This window comes from Trichococcus flocculiformis (genome assembly GCF_900113645.1).
GTDB lineage: Bacteria > Bacillota > Bacilli > Lactobacillales > Aerococcaceae > Trichococcus > Trichococcus flocculiformis.
On the sequence record NZ_FOQC01000015.1, the window covers coordinates 1 to 23612 of the forward strand.

Below are 23612 nucleotides of genomic sequence, written 5' to 3' on the forward strand. Positions count from 1 at the left end.
AACGCAAGAATAATCATTCGTTGACGCTTGATAATATCAACTAAATAGGTTAATAATAGAGGTAGCAACTTGTCATCTTCCTTTCTTTTGGGGAAATAGTGCGGTGTAGTTACCATCACTATTAACCAAAAATTGGGGGGTGGCAAGTTGTTTTTGTCGTTAACCCCGTTAAATCAACGAAAAAATACAAAATTGAACGTCTGGCAGAGCTAAACTTTGACAGTACGTCATGACCTACAGGAGTGAGAAATATGGAACAGGAATTATCAAATGAACTATTTATCTGCGGGGGGTGCAATGCGAAAATCGGCCCCGGCGTGCTGGGTGATCTTCTCAGCCAGTTTCCGAAACAGGAAAACCCGAATTTTTTGGTCGGTTTCGACTCGTCCGATGATGCGGCCGTGTTCCGGATAGACGCCGAGACGGCCATGATCCAGACGTTGGACTTCTTTCCCGCAATGGTCGCGGATGCCTCGCTTTTCGGGGAAATCGCTGCTGCCAATGCCTTGAGCGATGTCTTTGCGATGGGCGGCGAAGTGCTGACGGCTATGAACATCGTCTGCTGGCCCGAAACAAAAAGTACCGATACACTCGGGAAAATATTGGCGGGCGGCTTCAGGAAAGTCCAGGAGGCAGGCGGCGTGCTGGTCGGCGGACATTCGATCCACGATCCCCAGCCCAAATACGGTCTATCAGTATTGGGAAGAGTCCATCCCGATCGGATCTACCGGAATGATACTTGTCTGCCGGGCGATGTCCTGCTGCTGACGAAGCCATTGGGGACCGGCATCATCACGACGGCCTACAGCGCCGGGGAAATGGCCCAGGAATCCTTCGATCAGGCGGTCGTCTCGATGACCACGCTGAACCGTTATGCGGCGGAAGTCCTGAAAAATTACACAGTCCACAGCTGCACCGATATCACCGGCTTCGGCCTGTTGGGGCATCTGTCGGAAATGGTCAGCGACCGCTGTTCAGCGACGGTCTATGCTGACAGTGTGCCTTGCCTGAGTGGAGCCTATCAGGGAGCCAAGGAATTCCTGATCACAGCCGGCGGGCAGCGTAACCGGAATCACTTGGAAGACGATGTGGACTTCCAGATCGATGACTATGCCTTGGAGGAAATCCTTTTCGATCCGCAGACATCCGGCGGCTTGCTGGTGAGCGTCCCTGTCGAAGAAGCGGCCGCTCTGCTTGCTGAAATTGAAGCATTGGGCTTGTTGCCCTGCGCCATCATCGGCGAAGTGACCGAAAAAGGCGCCAAGAAGATTACGGTCGTCCATTGAGAAAAGCATGAAAAAATATGACTTAACCAGGAGGAAACGATCATGAAAAAAATAGATGCAGTCGGACAAGCTTGTCCGATGCCGGTCATTCTGACCAAACGGGCTTTGAAGGAGAGCAACGGGGAGGCCATACTCATCAGCGTGGACAATGAGATTGCGACGCAGAACCTTGCCAAGATGGCGGAGCAACTGAAGCTTTCAGTCCAAGTCGAAAAAATCAACGATTCCCTTTATGAAGTCCAGCTTTCAGATCCGAATGCCGGTAACGAAGCACACGCCGCCGAACACACCGCGCTTCCGGAGCAAGCCACCGACACAGTCGCACCATCCGGAGCAAGTTATGTCGTCGTATTGAACAGCGACTTCATCGGCAACGGCAGCGAAGAATTGGGCCGAACGCTGATGAAAAGCTTCCTCTTTTCCCTGACGGAGCAGGAAGTTCTGCCCGACAAAGTGCTCTGCTACAATGCCGGCGCGTTGCTGACGACGGAAGGTTCAGCCGTATTGGACGACCTCAAAGCGCTGGAGGAAGACGGCGTCGAGGTGCTGACGTGCGGCATTTGCGGAGAATTTTACGGCGTGAAGGACAAATTGGCTGTGGGTACTTTCACGAACATGTACCGCATCGTTGAAATCCTGCGCACCGCCAAGACCGTATCGCCATGATCGACCGCAAACATTACGGTATCGTCGCGTTTCCGACGTCTCAGGCCGCGGCAGCCGCTGAAGCTATTATCCTGGATGCCGATCGGGAATGCCGGCTGATTCCCATGCCGGAACAGATTTCGGCCGGATGCGGATTGGTGCTGCAGACGCATCTCGACGAACTGAACGCTGTCCGCTTGTTGTTGTCGGAGCAGGCCATTTCCAACGATGGCTGCTACGAAGTGCGTTTTGAGAACCGGATAAAAACTGTGGAGGAATGGCATGACTGAACTTTATTATTTCGACAACAGTGCAACCACGCTGAAGAAACCGGCCGCGGTGGCTGAAGCTGTCTATCATGCCATCGCCGACGCTCAGCTGGGCAACCCGGCACGCGGCAGCCATACCGCTTCTCTTAACGCTTTGCGGTTGACGGAAAGGCTGCGCCAGAAAACGGCAGCCCTGTTCAGTGTGCCGGATGCGGCAAACGTCGCTTTCACGGCAAACGCCACCGCATCGCTGAACCTGGTCCTGAAGGGCTTGCTGACGCCAGCGGACCATGTCATCACGACAGTGACAGAGCACAACGCCGTCCTGCGTCCGCTTTACCAACTGGAAGAACAGGGCACTGCCCTATCTTTTGTCGGAGTTGATGAGTTTGGGACGCTCCTTTATTCTGATTTCGAACGCCTGTTGCGACCCGATACGCGGGCAGTCGTGGTCAACCATGCCTCGAATGTTACCGGCAACGTGGCGGATCTGGAACGGATCGGCAGCTTCTGCCGGGAGCACGATCTGCTGTTCATCGTCGATGCTTCCCAGAGCGCAGGCGTCCTCGATATTGACATGGTGAAACTGCACATCGACGTTCTCTGCTTCACCGGACACAAAGGACTCTACGGCCCGCAAGGAACGGGGGGCATCTGCCTCGGCGACAGGCCCTTGGAATTCGTGCCGGTGTTCACCGGCGGCAGCGGCTTCCATTCTTTCGATAAGCAATACCCGACAGAGATGCCGACCCTTTTCGAGGCCGGCACCCAGAATGTCCATGGCTTGGCGGGCCTTTCCGCCGGTTTGGATTACATCAGCCAGAAAGGGCTGGCAGCGATCACTAGCCACCTGCAGGAACTGACTTTCCGCTTCCATGACCAGATCAAGAATATCCCGGGAATCACTCTCTATGGTAGCTTCGCTGAAAACATGGAGCGCGCGCCGGTCGTTTCGCTGAATTTGGAGGGCTGGTCCTCCGGTGACCTCAGCGATGCACTTTTCATGGACTACTCCATCGCCGTGCGTCCCGGAGCCCATTGCGCACCGCTCATCCATCAAGCTTTTGGAACTGAAAAAAACGGTATGGTCCGCTTCAGCTTCTCCAGCTTCAACACGGTGGAGGAAATCGACTACGCAGCCAAAGCGTTGAGGAGCTTGGCAGAAGAAGGGTAACAATCAAAAGTTGTCCGATAACCGGAAAAAATCGGACATCCGGACTGCGAATGGTCTTCGCGTTGTCCTATAAACCCGAAGAATCGGACAACCACAGCAGGAGAGGCTTAATATAGCGAGTATCTTCTTGTAAAAAATAAAACAGAGCAGCCACCCCAATCATCAAGGGCGGCTGCTCTGTTTTATTTTCTCTCTAGTCAATCGTTCCTCTGCTTCATCCATTCCATAATGGCTTCGGCCGTTGCTGCGGCGTCTTCGTTGCGGAAAACGGCGGAAAATTCCTTTTTGTTGAAGTTGTAGCGGGGATCATAGTATTTCACCAATAGATCTGCGATGACAGCTTCGAAATCATGCTGGCGCACTTGTTCCTTGTAGCCCTCGACACGCGCCTCATTCAGATAAGATTTCAAGCGGTCCAGGGCCGCGAGAAGCTCTGTTTCATTGCTGTGGAGATAATCCTTTTTGATCTGTCCGATCCGGTAATCCAATGAAGCCTCGATGTTCAGGTTTATGCCTTTTTGCATCGCATCAATCAACGCAGGCGGCAGTACGGCCTGTCCGATCCGCTTGCTTTCGCCTTCAGTAAAGACGACCAGCGGTTCCTTCCAGCCGGTTGCGCTCTCGACCAACAGACTTTCGAACATTTTTTGGTTGTGCGGCTGTTTCTTCTTCAGACCGACGCCTCCGAAGACGGACCCTCTGTTGTTGGCGCAAGCCTCCAAATCAAGCACATTGGCTCCACGTTTCTTCAGTTGCTCCAGGATGGCTGTTTTCCCGGTCCCAGTGTTGCCATAGAGGGTCACAAACTGGATCTTTTCGAACAATACGGGAATCAGATTATTGATCGTGCTGCGGTAGTTTTTGTAGCCGCCTTCCATCCGGTGGACATTCATCCCCAAAGATTTAAGCAAGGAAAAAATCGAATTGCTGCGGAATCCTCCCCTGCTGCAGAAGATGACGACTTGGTCGTAGGCCTTCGTGTATTCCTGGAAGAGGCTGAATATCTCCGGCAATCTTGGGGAAATGACTTGGATACCGTGACTTTTCGCTTCGTCGATTCGGCCGGCAACATAAAGCGTCCCGACCACTTTCCGGTCCTCATCATTCAGGACCGGTACATTTACGGCGCCTGGTATAGTCGACTTCGCATATTCGGAAGAGCTCCTGACATCCACATACAAAATCGATTTGTCTCCGCGTTGCTGTTCTATTTCTTCATACGTTGCGACTGGTTTCAATTGGTTCACCACTTTCTGATTCTTAGTATAGCCTCTGTCGGTCAGGAATTCCACCCAAAATCTTGAGGCAAGCGCATGAAAACGACCCGACAAGCTCCTTATTTAACGGAGACATGCGGGTCGTTTTGCATTCAATCGTTCAATTTTGCTGCATCTATTTCTTTGCTTTATGCACTTTCAACGCTTTGCCTTTGACGGTGCGGTTCTGCATCTCAGAAATCACATGCGGCCCTTTTCCGTTCAGGATTTCGATGTAGGTCACGTTTTCCTGGATTGTGATGATGCCGATGTCATCCGCATCGATACCGGGAATGTTGGTCAGCGTACCTACGAAATCAATGGCGCGCAGTTTTTTCTTCTTGCCGCCGTTGAAATAGACTTTGGTGATGTCCTTGTTCAATTCCCGGTTGCGCGCGCGTTTGATGACAGGCCGTTCCTGCAGTTTCTTTTCGAAAGCCGCTTTATGATGCTGCACGAAGCGGGCGCTCGGCGGATCAATTTCGGTGATTTCCTGCTGCGCGAAGTCTTTCACTCCCTGCCAGCTTCTTTCCTCACTAGGCGTAACCAAGGTCAAGGCTACCCCCGTTTTGCCGGCGCGGCCGGTTCTGCCGGTACGGTGGATAAAACTTTCTTTCTCCTCGGGAACATCGTAATTGACGACATGGGTCACGTTATCGACATCAATCCCGCGCGCAGCCACATCCGTAGCCACCAAATAACGCAGCCTGCCTTTGCGGAAATCTTCCATAACGGCAGTGCGGTCATCCTGCACCATCCCGCCATGCATCTTATCAATCGGCAAACCGGCTTTACTTAAGAATGTGTACAGTCCGTTTACGGCTTCCTGCGTATTGCAAAAGATGATGCAACTGTCCGGATTCTCAACGGTCAGCAGATCCAATAGTTGCTTGGCTTTGCCCGATTCTTGGACACGGATGAAGGATTGCAGAATCTTCGGCTTGGATGCCTCATCGCTTTCCATTTTCACCGATACGCGGTCGTTTTTCATGTAGAAGCTTGCCAAACGCACCACTTCACTCGGCATGGTCGCGGAGAACAACAACGTTTGTCTTTGTTTCGGAAGGAAATCGATGATGGCTTCCACTTGCTCAATGAAGCCCATATTCAGCATCTCATCCGCCTCATCAAGTACCAGGTAGCGTATCTTGTCAAATTTCATTGTCCCTTTTTGCAGATGATCCAATACCCTGCCCGGAGTGCCGACTACGATATGGCTTTTCTGTCTCAATTCCGATTTTTGCGTATCGAAGGAAGTTTTGCCGAAGACAGCAGTAGCCTTAATCCGCTTCAACCGTCCGATGTTGGTGATGTCCTCTTTCACTTGCAGAGCCAGCTCCCTTGTCGGAACCAAAATCAGCGCTTGCGGACGGTTTTCCTCCCAGCTCACACTTTCGCACAACGGTACGCCGAAACTGACGGTCTTGCCGCTACCGGTCTGCGATTCGACAATGATATCTTTGCCCTTTAAGGTCAGCGGGATGACCTCCTGTTGTACTTGCGTCGGTTTGAAATAACGCAATGCCTTTAGTGCCGTAACGATTTCTTCGCTGATTGCGAAGTCTTCAAATGTTGTATAATTCATCTTGTCCTACTTTCACTTTTGATTTGTCGTCTCAGTATAACAGGAAAAACGTAATAAATCCGCGTTTTTGTGAAAACAGGGTGCAGCATGGGACTAAAAAATGGAACCGGGTTTGAATCCCGCAAAGGGTTCCGCTTCCAGTTCCACCATCACCGCTTGCGCCAGTTCACTCTTCGCAGAACAGCCTGATCCGCTCGATCGCTTGTTGCGCCATTTCATACCGTTTTTCCTGGTAAGCTTCTTTGTCGAATGTTTTGTTCTTATCGACATAAGGAATATTCTGGATGCTTTCCAAGTGTAACGTCGTTCCGCCTTCCTCCGCTTTGGCCGTGTAATTTTGCCGCACGAAAGAATCTTCGGCCGGATCGACCGTGTCCACCCGGATGGCTGCGCGCATGATGAACTCCTCAGGGAACAGCTCCGCCTGCTGCACTTCGATGTTCACCGGCACCATTTTCCCGAACATGTCGTATTCTGCTTTGTATACACTGGACATGCCGCCGTCCCCGCTGATCTGCTTGACGATTTTCAGGCCCTCATGAATGTCTTGCCAATTCCCCACATTGGCGGCGTATTGCCATACTTTGCTCAGTGGTGCTTCGATAAAAATACTTTTCTTGATGTGGCTTTTGATGTAGTCCATTTTATTCATCCTTCCTGCTGATTGAACCTACTGCCCTCATTTACGACTGCGATAGCGTTATCTTTATCTTCATTCATAATCAAATAAATTCCCTTATACAAACTTGGCTTGATAAACTTCGAAAACCACTCTTGGCAAGAACACCATTCTTTGTTAAACTGTTCGAGACAGTTCGTAACCATCCTGTCGTTAAATAAAACTAGGGAAATAGAATCATGCAATCAAAACGCAGGAATGTTTTTTGAGATGGCTTGTTATCCTTAGATACAACCTTCTCGGCATCCGTGCGTCTTTTTTTGTCTATTCTTGTAAGGCGTTGAATAAAGTATTATGAGGCTTTTAAACAGTCTACAAAAATCTCCTCAAATGCATTCAATTCTTTTATTTTTGATTTCATTTCCTCTATACTTTGTGTATAGAAAGGGATGATCCGAGATGATGCTGACTAAGAAGGTCCGTTTGATTGTTACAGGCGAAACTTCCAAACTCTACCAAGCAGCAGGCGTTGCTCGTTGGGCTTACAACTACACGATTCGAATGCAGGAAATGAACCATCGCTTCGGTGGGACGTTCATCAGCGATAATGATCTGCGCAGACACATCACCAAGATGAAGAAACGTAAGAAATACGAATGGTTGAATGACGTGTCCAACAATGTTGTCAAACAAGCGGTCAAGGATGCCTGCAGAGCCTACAAAGCCTTTTTCAATGGGCAAGCTCAGCATCCCAGATTTAAGACCAGACGCCGCTCCAAACCGAGTTTCTACAATGACTGTGTCAAGCTGAAAGTGAAAGGCAACCACGTTCTGTTGGAAAAAATCGGTTGGGTGAAAACCAACGAACCTTTGCCCGTGGACTGCAAATACTACAACCCGCGCATCAAATTCGACGGCAAATACTGGTATCTGACGGTTGGCATCGAGGTGAATCCGGTAAAAGTTAAATTGGATGGTCGGAATGTCGGGGTGGATATCGGCATCAAGGAGTTAGCTGTCACCTCCGATGGTGTTTTTTACAACAACATCAACAAGACAGCCTCCGTGAGGAAAGCGGAGAGACGCCTCAAGAGATTGCAGCGGCGTGCAAGCAAAAAATACAAAAAAGGAACGCCTAAATCTAAACATCTCCTAAATCTAGAAAGTGAAATCCGAAGGCAGCACAGACGCTTAGCCAACATCCGAACCAATCATGTCCATCAAACAACCGCGGAGATCGTGAAATCCAAACCCTCCCGCATTGTGATGGAAACGCTGAACATCCGCGGCATGATGAAAGACAAGCATTTGGCTAAGGCGGTCGCAAATCAGAAACTCTATTTCTTCAAACAATGCCTGCAATACAAATGCGAACTAAATGGCATTGAATTTGTGGAAGCAGACCAGTGGTTTCCGAGCTCCAAGTTGTGCAACAACTGTGGAACGCTCAAAAAGGACCTGAAACGCAGTGACAGGGTCTATCACTGCACATGCGGCCACCATTGCGATAGGGATCTGAACGCAAGCTATAATCTGAGGGATTACCAAGCAGTCTAACGGTAGCTCGGATATGTACGATTCGTTGCATCGGAATTTACGCCCTCGGAGTGCTGCATCAAACGAAAGTAGTCCGTCAGGACCAAATCGGGCACGAAGAACAGGGAAGCAAACATAAACTAGATTTAGTTAGATTTATGGCAACGGTGGACTGATGCAAAAAACATTCACAAAAACACAAAAATTGACTTTCTCAGCAATGTACATCGCTATGTATATCGTCATCATGGCTCTGACGCAATCTTTCGCTTTTGGACAATATCAAATCCGCATCGCCACAACTCTTTACGCCCTAGCTTATTTTAACCCGTTTCTGATCATCCCGGCTGGTCTCGCCAATCTTATGTCGAACCTGTTCTTCGGCGGACTTGGGATCATTGACATGCTTGGAGGAACCCTCGTCGGTATCATCACGGCTTCGCTCGTTTACGCTGTCCGCAAATACAACCTGCCGAAGTGGTGTCTGATTTTGCCGATCATCTTCATCCCTGGAATCGTTGTGCCGATCTACCTGTCGCAACTGTTGGCCATCCCGTTCCTGCCTCTTGTCGTCAGCCTCTGCATCGGCCAATCGGTACCGGCATTCGTCGGCTACTTTTTGGTGCAGGCACTGGAAAAACGATTCTACAAAAGTGCACTATTAAAATCTTAAGCGCAAGGAGGAACCACAATGACAGCAGGCAGAAATGAAGCCGATCTGAACGGCATCACCCAATTGGGCAACCAACAGACTAAATATCCGCAGGACTACGATCCGAAAGTCCTCGAAACTTTTCCGAACAAGCATCCGGACAACGATTACTTTGTGAAATTCAACTGCCCCGAATTCACAAGCTTGTGCCCGATGACGGGACAGCCCGATTTTGCGACCATCTACATTTCCTACGTCCCGGGAGAGATCATGGTCGAAAGTAAATCGTTGAAGCTTTACCTTTTCAGTTTCCGCAACCACGGCGACTTCCACGAGGATTGCATGAACATCATCATGAAGGATCTGATTGCATTGATGGCGCCGAAATACATCGAGGTGTGGGGCAAATTCACACCGAGAGGCGGCATCTCGATCGATCCTTACTGCAACTACGGCAAACCCGACACAAGATGGGCAGACGTGGCTTGGCAACGATTGGCGCAGCACGATCTTTATCCCGAGAAAGTCGATAACCGCTAGATGGAAAATGTGAACGGGACAACGCAAAAACAAGCCTTGGTCATCTTTTCAGGCGGGCAGGATTCCACGACTTGCCTGATCCAAGCCATCCAAAAGTACGGCGCGGCAAACACAGTGGCCCTTTCCTTCAGCTATGGCCAACGCCATGGCATCGAACTGGAACGGGCGGCCTGGATCGCTAACGATCTGGGGGTCGAGCACCACATCCTGGACGCGAGCGTCATGGGCAAAGTCACGACGAACGCATTGATGGATGAGTCGCAGACAATCAAGGAAGCCGATGCTGAGGACTATCCGAATACCTTCGTCGACGGCCGGAACGCCCTATTCCTGTTGCTGGCCGGCATCTTTGCCAAGTCCAAAGGCATCCGCAACATCATCCTAGGCGTGTGCGAAACGGACTTCAGCGGCTATCCAGACTGCCGCGATGTGTTCGTCAAATCGATGAACGTGACCCTGAACTTGGCCATGGATTACAATTTCAACGTCGAAACGCCGTTGATGTACCTGACCAAAGCGCAGACATGGGAGCTGGCGGATCAGCTGGGTTGCCTCGCCTACATCGAGGAACATACCCATACTTGTTATATGGGAGTCCCCGGCGGTTGCGGCGAGTGCCCATCCTGCAAACTCCGCAACGCCGGACTGGCAGAATATTTGAATAAATAAGAAAAAATAGCCCTCTGGCTGTTCCGCTGCTGTGGATCATCCGGAGGGCTATTTGTTTTCACCAAAGGCAACTGTCCAGTCTCTGGGTCACCATACATACAGAAGCAAACGTTTGCTTTCCTGCCTATCCAGCTTACTGTCCTTGTCCAGCATTCCCTTCCTGATTTTCCATATCCTTATTCAAAGCTTTCATTTCATCAGCCAGCAAATCGGCCTTATCGGTACGCTCCCAAGGAAGATCCAATTCGGGCCTGCCGAAATGTCCATAACAAGCAAGATTTCTGTAGATTGGCTTCCGCAGATCAAAATTGCGGATGATTGCAGCTGGACGCAGGTCGAAGTGCTTATTGATCAGTTCTTCGATTAATTCTTCGGAGAGGCTAGCCGTCCCGAACGTTTCAACACGGACGGAAACGGGCCTCGCCACTCCGATGACATAGGCCAGCTGGATTTCACAGCTGTCTGCCAAGCCGGCAGCCACGACGTTCTTCGCCACATATCGGGCAGCGTATGCGGCGGAGCGGTCGACTTTGGTCGGGTCCTTCCCGGAGAAGGAGCCTCCGCCATGCCGTGCATAACCACCATAAGTATCGACGATAATCTTTTTACCGGTCCATCCCGAATCACCTGCAGGACCGCCGATGACGAAACGGCCGGTGGCATTGACGAAATATTTCGTCTGATCATCCAACAGCTCCGCCGGGATAACGGCCGGAATCACCATTCGAAGCATGTCCTCTCTGATCCGTTCCTGATCGACCGATTCGTCATGCTGACAGGCGATCACGACCGCTTCGATCCTTTTGACATGGCCGTCCGCATATTCCACGGTCACCTGCGTTTTTCCGTCCGGCCTCAGATAGAGCAGTTCCCCTGATTTCCGCAGCTCGGCAACCTTTTTGGCCAGCCTATGAGCCAACATGATCGGCAGCGGCATCAACTCCGGCGTTTCCTTGCAGGCATAGCCGAACATCAATCCCTGATCGCCTGCTCCCAATTGGTCCGCTTCATCGTCCGATCCGAGCCGCTTTTCCAAAGAGGAGCCGACCCCCGCAGCGATATCCGGTGATTGCCTGTCCAAACCGATCAGGACGGAACAAGCCTTCCCATCGATACCAAAGTCGCTGTCCGTGTAGCCGACAGCCTGAATGATGGACCGCACGATGGCCGGAATATCCACCGTGCTGACAGTCGTGATCTGGCCGAAAACCGTGATCAAACCAGTACTGGCGGAAACATCGCAAGCCACCCGCGCGAACGGATCCTCCTTCAGAATGGCATCCAATATCCCGTCGGCTATCTGATCGCAGAGCTTATCCGGATGCCCCTCCATGACCGATTCCGAGGTGAAAAATGTTCTCTTCATACTTTATCGCCTCTTTTTATTAAAAAATGAATGACACAACCTTCCAAAAACTTGTTTTACAAACTTCACGCATCCTTGATTTGCTCTTCGGACTCCGAAGGCATGAAGGTTGCGACAAGGTAACCGACCCCGAAAGGACCTTCGTAGGAGAGCACTTCCGCTTCATATGCCCTGCCTTCGAACGCTCCCGTCAGGAACAGGATGGAGCGCAACCCGCACTCCGCCGCCCTTTCAAGGAACCCGGCATCCAACCGCAACAGCTGCCCGGCATCCTTTTCCTTAATGGCTTTGACCACTAATTTATCAAACAAAAGCCCCGCCGAATGGTAGCCGTAAGGCCCCTCCGGCTTCAGCACGTGCGACAGATCGGAAGAAGCGATGATGGCAGTGCGCAGATCCGATCGGTCGTAAGCTTCCCCATAACGTTTTCCCCATTCGTAGTAGTGCTCGTAGGAAGGCACCGTCACCAAAATCTTTTCCGTTTCCAGGTTGGGCGGCAGTTGTCTGTCGAGATAATGCATGGGCACTTCAAAACCGTGGCCTTCATGCGGTTTCACAATACAAAAATTTAACAGGCAGATTTCCGAAAAATCCACCATGCCTTGATACTGGCATAAATTTTTTTGTAAACGAAAAAGTAAAATAGCCTCTGATTCATTTTATTGATCAAGTTGGTGAATATTGGGCTATAATTAGTAAAAATACTATATGTCAGGAGAGTATAAAATGAAATCAGAAAAAGAAAAAATGATCGCCGGAGAACCCTATTTGGCCGGTGATGCGGAGCTCGTCGCCTTAAGGCAGAACGCACGTGAAAACATGCGCGCATTCAACGACGAAATAGACCCCCGCAAGCGCAGCGAGCTGTTGAAAAACTGGTTCGGGAAGACCGGCCAGAAAATCTACATGGAGCCGTCGCTTTCATTGGACTACGGTTCCAATATCTTTGTCGGCGAGAATTTCTATGCGAACTTCAATTGCACGATACTGGACACCTGCCCGGTCACATTCGGGAACAACGTGATGATCGCACCGAACGTCAGCTTTTATACGGCCACCCATCCGATTGATCCGGTCGAACGGAACAGTGGAACGGAGTACGGCAAACCGATCACGATCGGTGACAACGTCTGGATCGGAGGCTCTTCCGTAATCGGTCCGGGGGTCACGCTGGGGGACAATGTTGTCGTCGGTATGGGCAGTGTCGTGACTAAATCTTTTCCTGACAATGTCGTGATTGCAGGGAACCCGGCGCGCGTCATCCGCCAAATCGAACTTTCCGAAGCCAAGTCCTAAATACACGAGTAAAAAAACGATCGCGTAAGCTGCATCCAGCTGAGCGCGATCGTTTCTTTGCTTTCAACAACTACTTCTCTGTCTGTTCTTCCGTCAGCAACCGATGGATGGCTTTATCGACCAAGGCGACTGGAAACCCGACAATCGTATTGTAGTCCCCTTCGATCCCGAAAACCCAAAGCGCAGCTTCCTCTTGGATGCCGTATGCTCCGGCTTTGTCCATCGGCTTGCCCGATGCCACATATGCCTTCACTTCCGCCTCCATGCGATCATCCCACTCAAAGAAGCTGACTTTCGTCTCAGAAGCAAAGGTCTCTTCCTTTTCGCCCCATAAAATGCTAACGCCGGTCAGGACCGAGTGGGTCTTACCAGCCAGTGCGCGCAACATCGCATAGGCATCGGCCTCATCAACCGGTTTGCCGAGGATTTTTTCGTCCAACATGACCACAGTGTCGGAGCCGATGACCATCGCTTCGCTGTTCTCACGGTGGATAACCGCCGCTTTTTCCCGCGCCAACGTTTCCACCAGCTCAGTGGCCGGTTCAACGAACGGATCCTGTCCCGCTTCGGCGAGGATGCGTTCTTCTATCGCTTTTTCGTCGATATCCGCAGCCTGGACCGCGAAATTCTTTATGCACAAGGACAGCAACTCGCTGCGTCTTGGCGATTGGCTCGCCAATATGATTTTCGGATTCATTTGTTCTACCCTTTCTTCTTCAAAGTGCAAAATCATGTCATACCAAACAGCATTCCCATGCGTTGAACTTGATTTGCCGCTGTTCACCAACCCGAATTTCTCATAATAAGGGATCTTTTCTTCTTTGCAGCAAAGCGTCAAGCCTTTTCTGGCCGCTTTCCTGCTGGCATCTATCAGTGCCATAAGCAACTTTTCCGCAATTCCCTGCCTTCTGAAAGCCGGATCCACATCCAAACCGAATACGCTTTGATAAGCACCCTCCGGATTATGCAGGCCAGCATCATGGTAGTGGGCATCGCGGATGATCGGTTCATCGATGACTGCCCCGTTCACGAACCCCACCAATTCGCCCTCGACTTCGGCAACAAGGAAGCTTTCAGGGAACAGTTTCAGCCGCTCGCTGAGTGATGCTAGCGTCGCTGCCTCGGCTTCCGGAAAACACGCATCCTCAATTATTTTCAATGCAACCAAATCCTGAAGATCCGCTTTCCTGATCTCAACTTTCATCCGCTGATTCCTCCCTTTCTGTACATAGTTCATATTACCGACAAATTTTCGATTTTTCCAGAGAATTCCATCTGGGCGGCCTCCTAGGGAAAAAACATTGTCCGGATTAGACAAACCGCCCTCTCTCACTGTTCAGGAAAGCGATTGCATTCCCTGCGGATCGAGAGTATGATTACGATAGCTTGATAAAATATTCACGCAATCCATATTATCATTACCTAAGGGGGGCTTCAAAATGAACAATATCGAAAATAAATGGATGCGAGCCGCTATCCCGGCACTGCTGATCCATTGCAGCATCGGCACAGTCTACTGTTGGTCTTTGCTGAAAGGGGGCATCGCCGACTACATCGGCAGGCCGAAAGGCGAGGTCGAATGGGCTTTCAGTCTGGCAATTTTCTGTCTCGGGATGTCGGCAGCTTTCGCCGGTAAAATCGTCGAAAGGGATATCCATAAGGCTTCCTTGATTGCAGCTGTGTGCTTCGCAGCAGGAATGGCTGGTACCGGCTTTTTCATCCAGCAAAAGTCGCTGATCGGGATTTTCCTGAGCTATGGCGTTTTGATGGGCATCGGGTGCGGTATCGGATATCTTTCGCCGGTAAAGACCTTGATGCTTTGGTTCAAGAATAACAAAGGCCTCGCCACTGGAATAGCGGTTGCAGGGTTCGGGTTGGCCAAAGTAATCGCCAGCCCAATCATCGAGATGTTGCTGGGTGCAACAAACTCAGACGGTACACTCGCTGATCCTTCTCGTCTCTACAAGCTATTCTACATCCTGGCTGTTGTCTACTTCATCATGATGTTCGCGGGTCATCTTCTTTTGAAGAAGCCGGCGGATTGGGTCGAAGTGAGCGCACAGGCAAAAGGCACCCATACGCTTGATATCTTCAAGAATAAGACATTCATCGGCATCTGGCTGATGTTTTATCTCAACATCACTTGCGGACTGGCACTCATCTCCCAGGAAAAGGATCTGCTTCATTCCATTGGTTTTGGCGCAATTGCCACGATCAGTTCCTTGACTGCGATTTTCAATGCCGGCGGAAGGCTCGGATTTTCGGCGTTCGCCGATAGGCTAAAGGACCGGAATACCATTTATATTTGGATTTTCGGGCTATCGATTGGAGCTACGACGATTACGCTTTTAGCGAACGGAGTGGACAATGCCATCGTGCCGCTGATCATTTTGTTGCTATGTGTCATCAACGCCGGTTACGGCGGTGGTTTTTCAAGTCTTCCACCGCTATTGGCGGACCGCTTCGGAATGGAGACCATCAGTACTGTCCATGGACTGACTTTATCGGCTTGGGCTTTTGCCGGTTTGTCCGGTAACCAGCTGAGCGCCCTCATCATCGCGAAGACCGGCTCGTATAACAATGTCTTGTATGCCATCTTGGCGATGTATGCTGTCGCTTTCTTCATCAGCGCTTTCCTGTTACGGGCCAAATCGGACCAAAAAAAGATACATCCCGTCCACCACTGACACAACAAATAAAAATCCGGCGACAAGTCATCACGTATGACTCGTCGCCGGATTTTTTTAAGCTTGTCCGAAAACTGTTTCGGCTACTGTGACACCGGCTCGGGCATCTTTGCAGTAGTAATCCGCGCCGATGGCTTTGGCGTACTTTTCTGTCAGTACGGCTCCTCCGACGAAGACCTTCACAGACAAATCCGCCTCGCGCAGGGCCGAGATTGTATCCTCCATCGCAGTGACGGTCGTCGTCATCAACGCAGACAGCCCGACCAGTTTGACCTGATGTTGCTTGGCAACCGCCACAACCTCCTCAATCGGAACATCTTTGCCCAGGTCGATGACGTCGTAGCCATAGTTTTCAAGCAGAACTTTCGCCAGATTCTTTCCGATATCGTGGATATCCCCTCTTACGGTAGCCATCACGATGGTTCCCTTCGATTCCAGCTTCTCATTGCCTCCAGCAAGTTTTGCACGGATCGTCTCGAAGGCTTTACCGGCCGTTTCGGCGGCGCGGATCAGCTGAGGCAGGAAGATGTTTTTCTGCTCATAGAGTTTGCCGACTTCATCCAATGCCGGCACGATGTGATCGTCCACGACAGCCAATGGCGTATTGTCTTTAAGCAGCGCGTTGGTTGCCTTCATGATCCCAGCTTCATCGCCCTCCAACAGCATTTCCCGGTAGGAACGTACCACGTTTTCCTGCTTGGGACCATCGGATTTGACCACAGCCTTTTTGTTGTTGTAGTCGATATAGTCGATGGCACCTTCGTCTTGCCCTGAAAGAACATTGAAGGCGCGCATCGTGTCGACGATTCCGTCGGCCCCTGGGTTGATGATGACCGTATCCAATCCCGAAGTCAGGGCCATCGCAAAATAGGTTCGGTTGATCAAGGCTCGGAAAGGCAGTCCATAGGAAACGTTGCTCAACCCCAAAGTAGTCAACGCCTTCGTGTTTTCCTTGACCCAACGCAATGCCTTCAACGTCTCCATGACCGCTTTCTGCTGGGCTGCCGCAGTGAGCACAAGGCAATCCACCAACAAGCGCTCTGCACCGATGCCATACGCTTCCGCTCGCTCGATCAATTTCTGGGCGACCTTGGTCCGGCCGTCAGCGTCATCCGGGATGCCCGCTTCATCCAGACACAAGGCAACCACAAAGGCGCCGTATTTCTGGACGATCGGATAGATTTCGGCCATCGAGGATTCTTTCCCGTTGACCGAATTGACGATTGCGACACCGCTGTAGCGCCTCAAAGCTGCTTCAAGCACTTCCGGTTTGGTCGAATCGAACTGGAGCGGCGCTTCCACTAGACCGCTCATGCCATCGATGATTTTTGTCATATAGTCCGTTTCGTCGATCATCGGCAAAGAGGTGTTGACGTCCAAAACATCCGCACCTTTTTGGACCTGCTCAAAAGCGACTTTGATGGCCGCCAAGGGATTGCCTGCCACGAATTGTTCCTTCAAACCCTTGTTGCCTGACGGGTTGATCCGCTCCCCGATGAGGGTGATCTGGCCGTCCAGGCAAACTTTTTTCTGCGCCGAGCAGATGTACCGCTTCAATTTATTGGCTTCTCTTTTCACAAAAGACGCCTTGGCCTGCTGCAGATCACGGATGTATTCCGGAGTCGTGCCGCAGCACCCGCCGATCACGGAGACCCCCAAACCGGCCAATTCCTTGGCCACCTCAAGGTAATCCTTGGAAACGACGTTATATTTGGCGACCCCAGCTTCCGTCACAGGGATACCGGCATTGGCCTGCACCATCACCGGCGTATTCGTGAAGGCCAAAATCCTTTTGATGATGGGAATCAATTCCTTTGGCCCCAATGAGCAGTTTACGCCCAGCACATCTACACCCAATGCATCCAAGGAGAGCGCCATGATTTCCGGCTCGGTTCCGGTCAAAGTGTTGCCGTCCTCCGTAAAGGTCATCGTCGCAAAGATCGGCAGGTCGCTATTTTCTTTCGCCGCTAACACGGCCGCGCGCATTTCCGCCAGATCCGACATCGTTTCGATGAGGATCAGATCCGCTCCGGCCGCAGCCCCGATCATCACTTGTTCGCGGAAGTAATCGTAAGCCTGGTCGAAATCAAGCAATCCGATCGGTTTCATCATCTTTCCGACCGGTCCGATATCGAGCGCCACTTTCGCCTCGGTCCCTGCCGTTGACGTTTTGGCGATTTCAATAGCAGCAGTGATCACTTCCGTAACGGAGTAACCGGTCTCCTCCAGTTTGTAGGCATTCGCACCAAAAGTATTTGTCGTGATGAACTGCGCACCGGCTTCGACGTACTCCCGATGAATCCGGCCCAGCAGCTCGGGATCTTCCAGATTCAACGCTTCCGGATTTTGGCCTGCTTTCATCCCGTATGCCTGGAGCATCGTACCCATCGCTCCATCGAAGAGAAGCAGTTCTTCGCCGATTTGTTTTCTGATATCCATTATTTTTTGTCCCCCCTAGCTTAACTTCTGGCCGTGCAGCTGTCGTTCAGATCGCATTCGCTGCAACTTGTGTTTCCGCAGCGATGATTCTTGCCTTTGGAGATGCCTTCCTCCAGAACGCCTAAAATCGCCACGATTGATTTTCTTGGCGTCATCAGCATCGAATCCGTCAGATGGACCCCGATCCGCTTGTCCGACTGCAATTCCCCTAGCAGCGTTTTGTTGGTGGCCAAAGGCAGATCCCCGTATCCGGGCGCGTAACGGAAAGTCAATGCGAATCCCGCTGGCAGCTGGCTTTCGATTTCCTGCTGGCAACTGTCCGCAATTGTCTCGACGAATGCGGATGCACAGGCATCAGCGATCATGCCCAAGGTCGGCGACATCATTTTGTTGCGCTCGATGAGGAGGTCTCCCTGCACGCCTAATGTACAGACCATGATGTAGACCTCTTTACATCGCTTGAGCGTGCGGGTGATGCTTTTCCCTTCCAGCACAACTGCGGTCCCCTCCAGCGTGATCAGTCCCTCAACGGAGTGGTCCAGAAGATAATGCCCATAAGTCCACTTCCCAGTGATCACCTGCTCAAACTGAGCGGCGATCCTCTCCATATCGTGCTTTGTCCGTTCGTCCGGTTGTTTGTTGCCGAAGCCAAGGTACTTTGCGACCAACTTCAGATCCGTCTTCATCTTTGCGGCTCTTTTCTGCAGACCGCCTTGCGTACACAGGAGATGTTCTCCATGATCCTTCTTGTCGCGTCGGGCTTGTTCATCGTGTAGATGTGCACACCATCCACACCTGAAGATAGCAGGTCGATGATCTGATCGACTGCATAAGCAATACCGGCTTCCTGCAGTGATGCCGGATCGTGCGCATATCTATCAAGTATCCGCAGAAATTTAGGCGGCAGGTTGCAGCCGGAAATTTCCTGGATCCGTTTCACCTGTTTGATGTTCAGCACCGGCAGTATCCCGGCGATGACCGGCTGTTCGATGCCGACAAGATCCAGTTTCTCCTTGAACTGATAGAAAAGATCATTGTCGTAGAAAAGCTGCGTGATCATGAAGTCAGCGCCATGGTCCATTTTCCTTTTCAGATTTTTCAGGTCATCCACTTTGTTGATGGAATCGACATGTCCTTCCGGATAGCAGGCAGCTCCGATCGAAAAATCGCCTGCTGCTTTGATGTCGTCGATGAGCTCGGAAGCATAACGGTATTCCGGATTCCAATTTTTGTCCGCCAATTTTTCCTGCGGGATATCCCCACGCAAAGCCAGGATGTTTTCGATGCCGCTATCCTTGATCGATGCCAGTGTCCGTTTCATGCCCTCTTTTGTCGAGGTGCAGCCGGTCAAATGGGCGATCGATTCGATGCCGAAATCCTTTTTGATACGCGATGCAATTTCGACCGTGTTGCTTTGGGCTGTCCCGCCAGCGCCGTAGGTCACGGAAATAAAATCGGGATGCAGGTCCTTCAATTCAGTTAAGGTGTCGAATACCGTCTCAAGGGCATAGCTGCTTTTCGGCGGAAAAATTTCAAATGAAACGGTCGGTTCCCCTTTGCTGATCATCTCTCTAATCTTCATAACAATGTCCTCCCTCAATTTGTTCAAAGTGGCAATTTTTCAAGCGCACTTACTTTGTGTATGATTGATCATGTCAGTTGATGACTTCCCGAAAGAAGTCATTTATTTCCAATAGTATGCCATGGAATGAAGATATAGAGTAACACCAAAAAAATATATTTAGTTATAGCAAAAGACTATACCCAAAATAGACCGGACCTTTTAATTCCCATAGGTCCGGATCACTGCCTTCAGCTCTTTGATGTAGGCGGCCGCCTGCCGGCTGATCCCGGCTTTCTTGTTGGCGATCCAACCGATCACCATCCTGTCCTCTACATCCAAAGGTACGGAAACGATATCTGTGCCGTTCAGCTCTTCACTAAGTACACCGGTGGAGATAGTGTAGCCGTCAAGGCCGATCACTAAGTTGAACAAAGTTGCGCGGTCGCTGACCAGGATACTTTTTTTATGGAAAACGGTGCTGAGGATCTCTTCCGAAAAATAGAAGGAATTATGCTCGCCCTGTTCGAACGACAGGTAGGGGTAATCCTCGAGATCCGCCAAGGTAACGCTTTGTTTGGCCGCCAATGGATTGCGGACGCTCACAAAGATATGCGGTTCTGCTTCGAACAAAGGATGGAACTCCAATTGATTCTCCCGCAAAATTTTTTGGAGTGCATTGCGGTTGAACGAATCCAGATAGAGGATGCCGATTTCACTCTGGAAACTCTTGACGTCTTCGATGATTTCATGGGTGCGTGTCTCACGCAGCGTGAACTTGTATTCATCCGCTCCACTCTTTTTGATCATGTTCACGAATGCGCTGACAGCGAACGCGTAATGTTGGGTCGAAATGGAACACAACTGTTTGGCCGGTTTTTTGTCGAGATAACGCTGTTCCAGCAATTCGGCTTGCTCGATCACCTGTTGGGCATACTTCAGAAATTCGCTGCCTTCCGCTGTCAGTGTGATGCCTTTGGCGGTCCGGATGAACAGTTCCAGGCCGATTTCTTCCTCCAGGTCCTTGATGGCATTCGAGAGGCTCGGTTGTGAAATGAAGCATTTTTTGGCGGCCTCGTTGATCGATTTGTATTGGGCGACTGCTAGCATGTATCTTAATTGTTTTAAGGTCATGTTTCTTGCCTCTCCTCTCGTTGCTTTGGCATGCTTTTTTGATTCTGCTCCGATTATACCAGATGGGTTCCCGCACGGCCAAGGACGGGCTGATGCGCATCGAAAAAACGGTGCCTGCTCCGGTGAAGATAGCGTTCACCGGAGGAATGTCGGATCTTGGGCCGGCTGCTCCGGCCAGGCAGTTTTCGCCGTAGTTGAGGGCGAATCTGAAGTCTCTGCTCCGGTTAGGCAAGCGTTCACCGGAGTAAAATCGAAAAAAACCGGCTTGGCAGCATTTCCATGTGCTGCCAAGCCGATCCGATGCTATTTTTTCCGGTTGACTTTTTCTTCTATCATGCGTTCGAAGCTTTCTTTGTCTTCTGTCACCGCAATCGGTGCGTACTCCGGCCACGCCTCTTCCAAGGCTTCCGCGGAGTCCCCGCTCAGGAGGAGCACCTCGATTTTCCGGCCGAATCGTTGCTCCAATTCCTCCGAATAGCCAAAAATGGATGGCACTGCATCGATTGCGATTGCCGCACTGCCGTTCTTTTTGAATGTCCTTGCCACTACGAATCTCATGAATTCACCTCAAAGTCCATTATAGCAAACAGACCGCATTCTTGGTAAAAGAAAATGATGCGTTCGCATTCCCATTCCTGTTCCCATCCTGCTGATCCGGCTACAGATCCAACTCGGTCTGCACGCTTGCCGTTTCAGGTGCAACCCGATGATGGGCCATCACCAGCGATCCCAACCCTGCCATCACGATCAGCAAGGAACTCAGGAAGCCGATGTAAGGCGGCATCCGCAAAGCACCGAGGATGATCAATCCCAACAATACTAACCAGACGCCTTTATGCAGCTCGGGCCATTTGAAGCGTTTCGCCAACCACTGCCCGATGAATACCGCCACAATGATCCGCGACAGATATAAAGCAATCGGATAGACGGTACCAAGGATAATCGCAATCGGAATGCCGATGACGGTGACCATCGCCAAGATGATCAGCGGCGGCACCACCAACAATGTCAGCAGACCGACTCCCAACGTCTTCAGCGGCCGTTCAGTCAATGGCCGGGCTGTATTTTGCCAGAAAGCGGGGCGCCAGATCCGGATAAGGAACCAAATCAGCAAAGCGCTCGCCAAACTCCAGAGGAACCAGACAACTGTCATGAACGGCCTGCGCGTTTCCCGCATGACAGTTGTTCCCCTATCCATCGTTTCGGCAAATTCCCAATCCGTGTCTCCTGCGATCGTTGCACCAGTCCCGATGTCAGCTTCGTTTCCGCCCTTGTAGTTGAGGTTGCCGGCTATGTTCGCGCCGTCCTGAAGTTTCAGACTATCCGTTTGCAGATTGACATCCCCGCCAATTTGGCCGCTGAGCACAATCTCGGCTCCACCCCCGAAGAGGTTGCGTTGGATAACCCCTTCCTGCAGGATGGTTGCGCCTGCAACGAAGATATCCCTGCCTACAGATGCATCCTGACCGATGGCGATATTCTGACCGGCAAAGAAAACATCGCTTTCCGACTGCCCATCAAAGGTGAGCGCTTGCCCCGCTCCATAAATATTGCCGATCACCGTCCCGTTGATGGTAATCGATTGGGCAGCCACGAACAGATCGCCGTTGATGTTGCCGTTGATCCGGACATCCTGCCCGGACACAAACGTAGTCCCTTCAACATTTCCGTCCACCTTCACCACATTGCCCGCAAAGAAACCAGGCCCTTCAATCGTTTCACCTGCAGCTAAAGTATCCAAATTTTCCGCATTCATGGTAGTGGCCGAAGCAACACCTGAAAATCCCAACAAAATCACCAAAAATAACAAGTTGATGCTCCAGAAGAACCCTTTCCACCAAACCTTCTTATTCATCTTGCTTCCTTCTTTCAAATAAAGCGCAAGTGACAAATTGACTATCCTTCGTAAACTCTTCTCAGTTCCCCAAGGTCTAATTTTTTCATTTTCAGAGTCGCCTCTGTGACGCGTGCCAATTTTTCAAGATCCGCGGTCTGCATCATCTCGTTCATGTCCGTTGGAACGATTTGCCAAGATACCCCGTATTTATCCTTCAGCCATCCGCAGTTTTCCTCTTCCGGGACATAAGAAAGGGCTTCCCAATAGTAATCGATTTCTTCCTGATTTTCGCAATTGACGATGAAAGAGAAGGCTTCATTGAATTCAAAATCATGGGCCTGAGCACTGTCCATGGATGCGAACGTTTGGCCTTCCAGCTTGAACGAGGCGAACCTTACCGTCCCTGGCGCATCCGGCTCCTCACCCACTCCGTAGTAATCCATTGCATCGATTGAAGTATCTGAAAATACAGCCTCATAGAAAAGGATGGCCTCCTCTGCTTTGCCACACTGTTTTTTTGTGAACATCAAGGTTGGTGTCAATTTCTGTTCTATCTCCCGTTCGCCGACATGCATGACCTGCCAGGACAGGCCGTAGCGGTCTTCTGTCCAACCATACCTTTTGCTGAAGGGATAAGCGTCCAACGGCATGAGCACCGTGCCGCCATCGGAAAGCTTTTCCCAAAGGAAATCGACTTCCTTCATCGATGCGCAATCGATTCGGATGGAAATGGATGGATTGAAGCGGAAATACGGACCTGCCGCAATCGCCATGAAATCCTGACCAGCCAACGTCATCGAGACAATATCGGCCGTTCCATATGGTGGTGGATTTTGGATTTGGCTGATGTTTGTGATTTTGGAATTATCGAACAGCGAGATATAGAATTCGGCTGCTTCTGTAGCCTGCGTATCAAACCAAAAATGCGGAACAATTTTATTCATATATAAAATCCTCCTTGATCTTTTTCATACCGATCCCGACAGTGCAAATGGACAAAAAAAATAGCGGCTGCACCGACCCGCCGAAGAAGTTCTTCGGCGAAGTCGATGCTCTCCACT

23 protein-coding genes are annotated in these 23612 nt (G+C 50.7%); 10 read left to right on the forward strand and 13 right to left on the reverse strand.

The genetic code is table 11. The features are described from left to right. Positions 1 to 251 precede the first annotated feature (251 nt). Genes selD through BMZ71_RS07105 form a run of 4 tightly spaced genes read left to right on the forward strand, consistent with a single transcriptional unit; the run spans position 252 to position 3374 of the window. On the forward strand, positions 252 to 1286 hold the full coding sequence (gene selD, locus BMZ71_RS07090; protein WP_086989261.1) for a selenide, water dikinase SelD: 1035 nt from the start codon (positions 252 to 254) through the stop codon (positions 1284 to 1286). A gap of 42 nt (positions 1287 to 1328) precedes the next feature. After that, complete coding sequence (gene yedF / locus BMZ71_RS07095) at positions 1329 to 1952, forward strand: sulfurtransferase-like selenium metabolism protein YedF (RefSeq protein ID WP_068561867.1); 624 nt, start codon at positions 1329 to 1331, stop codon at positions 1950 to 1952. Then, complete coding sequence (locus tag BMZ71_RS07100) at positions 1949 to 2221, forward strand: putative Se/S carrier protein (protein ID WP_086989260.1); 273 nt, start codon at positions 1949 to 1951, stop codon at positions 2219 to 2221. Before yedF ends, BMZ71_RS07100 begins: the two co-directional genes overlap by 4 nt. Then, the gene (locus BMZ71_RS07105) at positions 2214 to 3374 is read left to right on the forward strand and encodes an aminotransferase class V-fold PLP-dependent enzyme (protein ID WP_086989259.1); all 1161 of its coding nucleotides are present in this window, start codon (positions 2214 to 2216) and stop codon (positions 3372 to 3374) included. The genes BMZ71_RS07100 and BMZ71_RS07105 overlap by 8 nt, the downstream gene beginning before the upstream one ends. A gap of 197 nt (positions 3375 to 3571) precedes the next feature. On the opposite strand, the gene mnmH is transcribed toward BMZ71_RS07105, so the two are convergent. From mnmH to BMZ71_RS07120, 3 genes are all read right to left on the reverse strand, one after another. Continuing rightward, entirely contained in the window at positions 3572 to 4621 is a 1050-nt protein-coding gene (gene mnmH / locus BMZ71_RS07110; protein ID WP_177187529.1) for a tRNA 2-selenouridine(34) synthase MnmH, read from the reverse strand. Positions 4622 to 4766: 145 nt separating this feature from the next. After that, positions 4767 to 6215, reverse strand: coding sequence for a DEAD/DEAH box helicase (locus BMZ71_RS07115; protein ID WP_086989257.1), 1449 nt, complete (start codon positions 6213 to 6215; stop codon positions 4767 to 4769). Positions 6216 to 6381: 166 nt separating this feature from the next. Continuing rightward, positions 6382 to 6858, reverse strand: coding sequence for an SRPBCC family protein (locus tag BMZ71_RS07120; RefSeq protein WP_086989256.1), 477 nt, complete (start codon positions 6856 to 6858; stop codon positions 6382 to 6384). Positions 6859 to 7293: 435 nt separating this feature from the next. Here BMZ71_RS07120 and BMZ71_RS07125 point away from each other — a divergent pair, with 435 nt between their 5' ends. The 4 genes from BMZ71_RS07125 (at position 7294) to queC (ending at position 10231) form a co-directional block, all read left to right on the forward strand. Next, positions 7294 to 8391 carry an RNA-guided endonuclease InsQ/TnpB family protein gene (locus BMZ71_RS07125; protein ID WP_086989255.1) on the forward strand — a complete coding sequence of 366 codons (1098 nt, stop codon included), beginning with the start codon at positions 7294 to 7296 and terminating at the stop codon, positions 8389 to 8391. Between the two features lie 154 nt (positions 8392 to 8545). Further along, on the forward strand, positions 8546 to 9043 hold the full coding sequence (locus BMZ71_RS07130) for a QueT transporter family protein (protein ID WP_086989254.1): 498 nt from the start codon (positions 8546 to 8548) through the stop codon (positions 9041 to 9043). An 18-nt stretch (positions 9044 to 9061) separates the two neighbouring features. Continuing rightward, on the forward strand, positions 9062 to 9562 hold the full coding sequence (queF, locus tag BMZ71_RS07135; protein WP_086989253.1) for a preQ(1) synthase: 501 nt from the start codon (positions 9062 to 9064) through the stop codon (positions 9560 to 9562). 9 nt (positions 9563 to 9571) lie between these two features. After that, entirely contained in the window at positions 9572 to 10231 is a 660-nt protein-coding gene (gene queC / locus BMZ71_RS07140; protein ID WP_245734400.1) for a 7-cyano-7-deazaguanine synthase QueC, read from the forward strand. A gap of 133 nt (positions 10232 to 10364) precedes the next feature. Here queC and metK read toward each other — a convergent pair whose 3' ends face one another. Together metK and amrB are read right to left on the reverse strand one after the other, a co-directional pair. Further along, positions 10365 to 11597, reverse strand: a complete 1233-nt coding sequence (gene metK, locus BMZ71_RS07145; RefSeq protein ID WP_086989251.1) for a methionine adenosyltransferase — start codon at positions 11595 to 11597, stop codon at positions 10365 to 10367. 65 nt (positions 11598 to 11662) lie between these two features. Further along, positions 11663 to 12154, reverse strand: a complete 492-nt coding sequence (gene amrB / locus BMZ71_RS07150; RefSeq protein WP_177187530.1) for an AmmeMemoRadiSam system protein B — start codon at positions 12152 to 12154, stop codon at positions 11663 to 11665. 169 nt (positions 12155 to 12323) lie between these two features. On the opposite strand from amrB, the gene BMZ71_RS07155 reads away from it, so the two are divergent. Beyond that, positions 12324 to 12893 (forward strand): sugar O-acetyltransferase, encoded by a 570-nt coding sequence (locus BMZ71_RS07155; RefSeq protein ID WP_086989249.1) that lies wholly within the window; start codon positions 12324 to 12326, stop codon positions 12891 to 12893. A 70-nt stretch (positions 12894 to 12963) separates the two neighbouring features. Here the strand turns inward: BMZ71_RS07155 and BMZ71_RS15060 are convergent, their stop codons facing one another. Next, positions 12964 to 14097, reverse strand: coding sequence for a Maf family nucleotide pyrophosphatase (locus tag BMZ71_RS15060; protein WP_218142781.1), 1134 nt, complete (start codon positions 14095 to 14097; stop codon positions 12964 to 12966). A gap of 244 nt (positions 14098 to 14341) precedes the next feature. Between BMZ71_RS15060 and BMZ71_RS07170 the strand changes: the two genes are divergently transcribed. Next, positions 14342 to 15580 carry an OFA family MFS transporter gene (locus tag BMZ71_RS07170; RefSeq protein WP_218142785.1) on the forward strand — a complete coding sequence of 413 codons (1239 nt, stop codon included), beginning with the start codon at positions 14342 to 14344 and terminating at the stop codon, positions 15578 to 15580. A gap of 57 nt (positions 15581 to 15637) precedes the next feature. Here BMZ71_RS07170 and BMZ71_RS07175 read toward each other — a convergent pair whose 3' ends face one another. The 7 genes from BMZ71_RS07175 to BMZ71_RS07210 all read right to left on the reverse strand — a co-directional run bounded on the left by BMZ71_RS07175 (position 15638) and on the right by BMZ71_RS07210 (position 23495). Further along, positions 15638 to 18019: a homocysteine S-methyltransferase family protein gene (locus BMZ71_RS07175; RefSeq protein ID WP_086989247.1), complete on the reverse strand. Its 2382-nt coding sequence runs from the start codon at positions 18017 to 18019 to the stop codon at positions 15638 to 15640. A 20-nt stretch (positions 18020 to 18039) separates the two neighbouring features. Beyond that, positions 18040 to 18705, reverse strand: a complete 666-nt coding sequence (locus BMZ71_RS07180) for a vitamin B12 dependent-methionine synthase activation domain-containing protein (protein ID WP_086989246.1) — start codon at positions 18703 to 18705, stop codon at positions 18040 to 18042. After that, on the reverse strand, positions 18702 to 19601 hold the full coding sequence (metF, locus tag BMZ71_RS07185) for a methylenetetrahydrofolate reductase [NAD(P)H] (protein ID WP_086989245.1): 900 nt from the start codon (positions 19599 to 19601) through the stop codon (positions 18702 to 18704). The genes BMZ71_RS07180 and metF overlap by 4 nt, the downstream gene beginning before the upstream one ends. Positions 19602 to 19802: 201 nt before the next feature. Beyond that, the gene (locus BMZ71_RS07190) at positions 19803 to 20714 is read right to left on the reverse strand and encodes a LysR family transcriptional regulator (protein ID WP_068561898.1); all 912 of its coding nucleotides are present in this window, start codon (positions 20712 to 20714) and stop codon (positions 19803 to 19805) included. A 303-nt stretch (positions 20715 to 21017) separates the two neighbouring features. After that, entirely contained in the window at positions 21018 to 21272 is a 255-nt protein-coding gene (locus BMZ71_RS07200) for a DUF6718 family protein (RefSeq protein WP_068561902.1), read from the reverse strand. 100 nt (positions 21273 to 21372) lie between these two features. Next, positions 21373 to 22569 (reverse strand): bactofilin family protein, encoded by a 1197-nt coding sequence (locus tag BMZ71_RS07205; protein ID WP_086989244.1) that lies wholly within the window; start codon positions 22567 to 22569, stop codon positions 21373 to 21375. A gap of 41 nt (positions 22570 to 22610) precedes the next feature. Then, positions 22611 to 23495 (reverse strand): VOC family protein, encoded by an 885-nt coding sequence (locus BMZ71_RS07210; RefSeq protein WP_086989243.1) that lies wholly within the window; start codon positions 23493 to 23495, stop codon positions 22611 to 22613. Positions 23496 to 23612 lie beyond the last annotated feature (117 nt).

Bases quoted from the DNA above. Each gene is read 5' to 3' on its own strand.
- BMZ71_RS07155 (WP_086989249.1), top strand. From the start codon at position 12,324: ATGAAATCAGAAAAAGAAAAAATGATCGCCGGAGAACCCTATTTGGCC.
- yedF (WP_068561867.1), top strand. From the start codon at position 1,329: ATGAAAAAAATAGATGCAGTCGGACAAGCTTGTCCGATGCCGGTCATT.
- BMZ71_RS07115 (WP_086989257.1), bottom strand. From the start codon at position 6,215: ATGAATTATACAACATTTGAAGACTTCGCAATCAGCGAAGAAATCGTT.
- BMZ71_RS07105 (WP_086989259.1), top strand. From the start codon at position 2,214: ATGACTGAACTTTATTATTTCGACAACAGTGCAACCACGCTGAAGAAA.
- BMZ71_RS07180 (WP_086989246.1), bottom strand. From the start codon at position 18,705: ATGAAGACGGATCTGAAGTTGGTCGCAAAGTACCTTGGCTTCGGCAAC.
- selD (WP_086989261.1), top strand. From the start codon at position 252: ATGGAACAGGAATTATCAAATGAACTATTTATCTGCGGGGGGTGCAAT.
- metF (WP_086989245.1), bottom strand. From the start codon at position 19,601: ATGAAGATTAGAGAGATGATCAGCAAAGGGGAACCGACCGTTTCATTT.
- BMZ71_RS07100 (WP_086989260.1), top strand. From the start codon at position 1,949: ATGATCGACCGCAAACATTACGGTATCGTCGCGTTTCCGACGTCTCAG.
- BMZ71_RS07210 (WP_086989243.1), bottom strand. From the start codon at position 23,495: ATGAATAAAATTGTTCCGCATTTTTGGTTTGATACGCAGGCTACAGAA.
- BMZ71_RS07125 (WP_086989255.1), top strand. From the start codon at position 7,294: ATGATGCTGACTAAGAAGGTCCGTTTGATTGTTACAGGCGAAACTTCC.
- queF (WP_086989253.1), top strand. From the start codon at position 9,062: ATGACAGCAGGCAGAAATGAAGCCGATCTGAACGGCATCACCCAATTG.
- BMZ71_RS07130 (WP_086989254.1), top strand. From the start codon at position 8,546: ATGCAAAAAACATTCACAAAAACACAAAAATTGACTTTCTCAGCAATG.
- BMZ71_RS15060 (WP_218142781.1), bottom strand. From the start codon at position 14,097: ATGAAAGTTGAGATCAGGAAAGCGGATCTTCAGGATTTGGTTGCATTG.
- BMZ71_RS07200 (WP_068561902.1), bottom strand. From the start codon at position 21,272: ATGAGATTCGTAGTGGCAAGGACATTCAAAAAGAACGGCAGTGCGGCA.
- metK (WP_086989251.1), bottom strand. From the start codon at position 11,597: ATGAAGAGAACATTTTTCACCTCGGAATCGGTCATGGAGGGGCATCCG.
- BMZ71_RS07175 (WP_086989247.1), bottom strand. From the start codon at position 18,019: ATGGATATCAGAAAACAAATCGGCGAAGAACTGCTTCTCTTCGATGGA.
- BMZ71_RS07190 (WP_068561898.1), bottom strand. From the start codon at position 20,714: ATGACCTTAAAACAATTAAGATACATGCTAGCAGTCGCCCAATACAAA.
- BMZ71_RS07205 (WP_086989244.1), bottom strand. From the start codon at position 22,569: ATGAATAAGAAGGTTTGGTGGAAAGGGTTCTTCTGGAGCATCAACTTG.
- BMZ71_RS07120 (WP_086989256.1), bottom strand. From the start codon at position 6,858: ATGGACTACATCAAAAGCCACATCAAGAAAAGTATTTTTATCGAAGCA.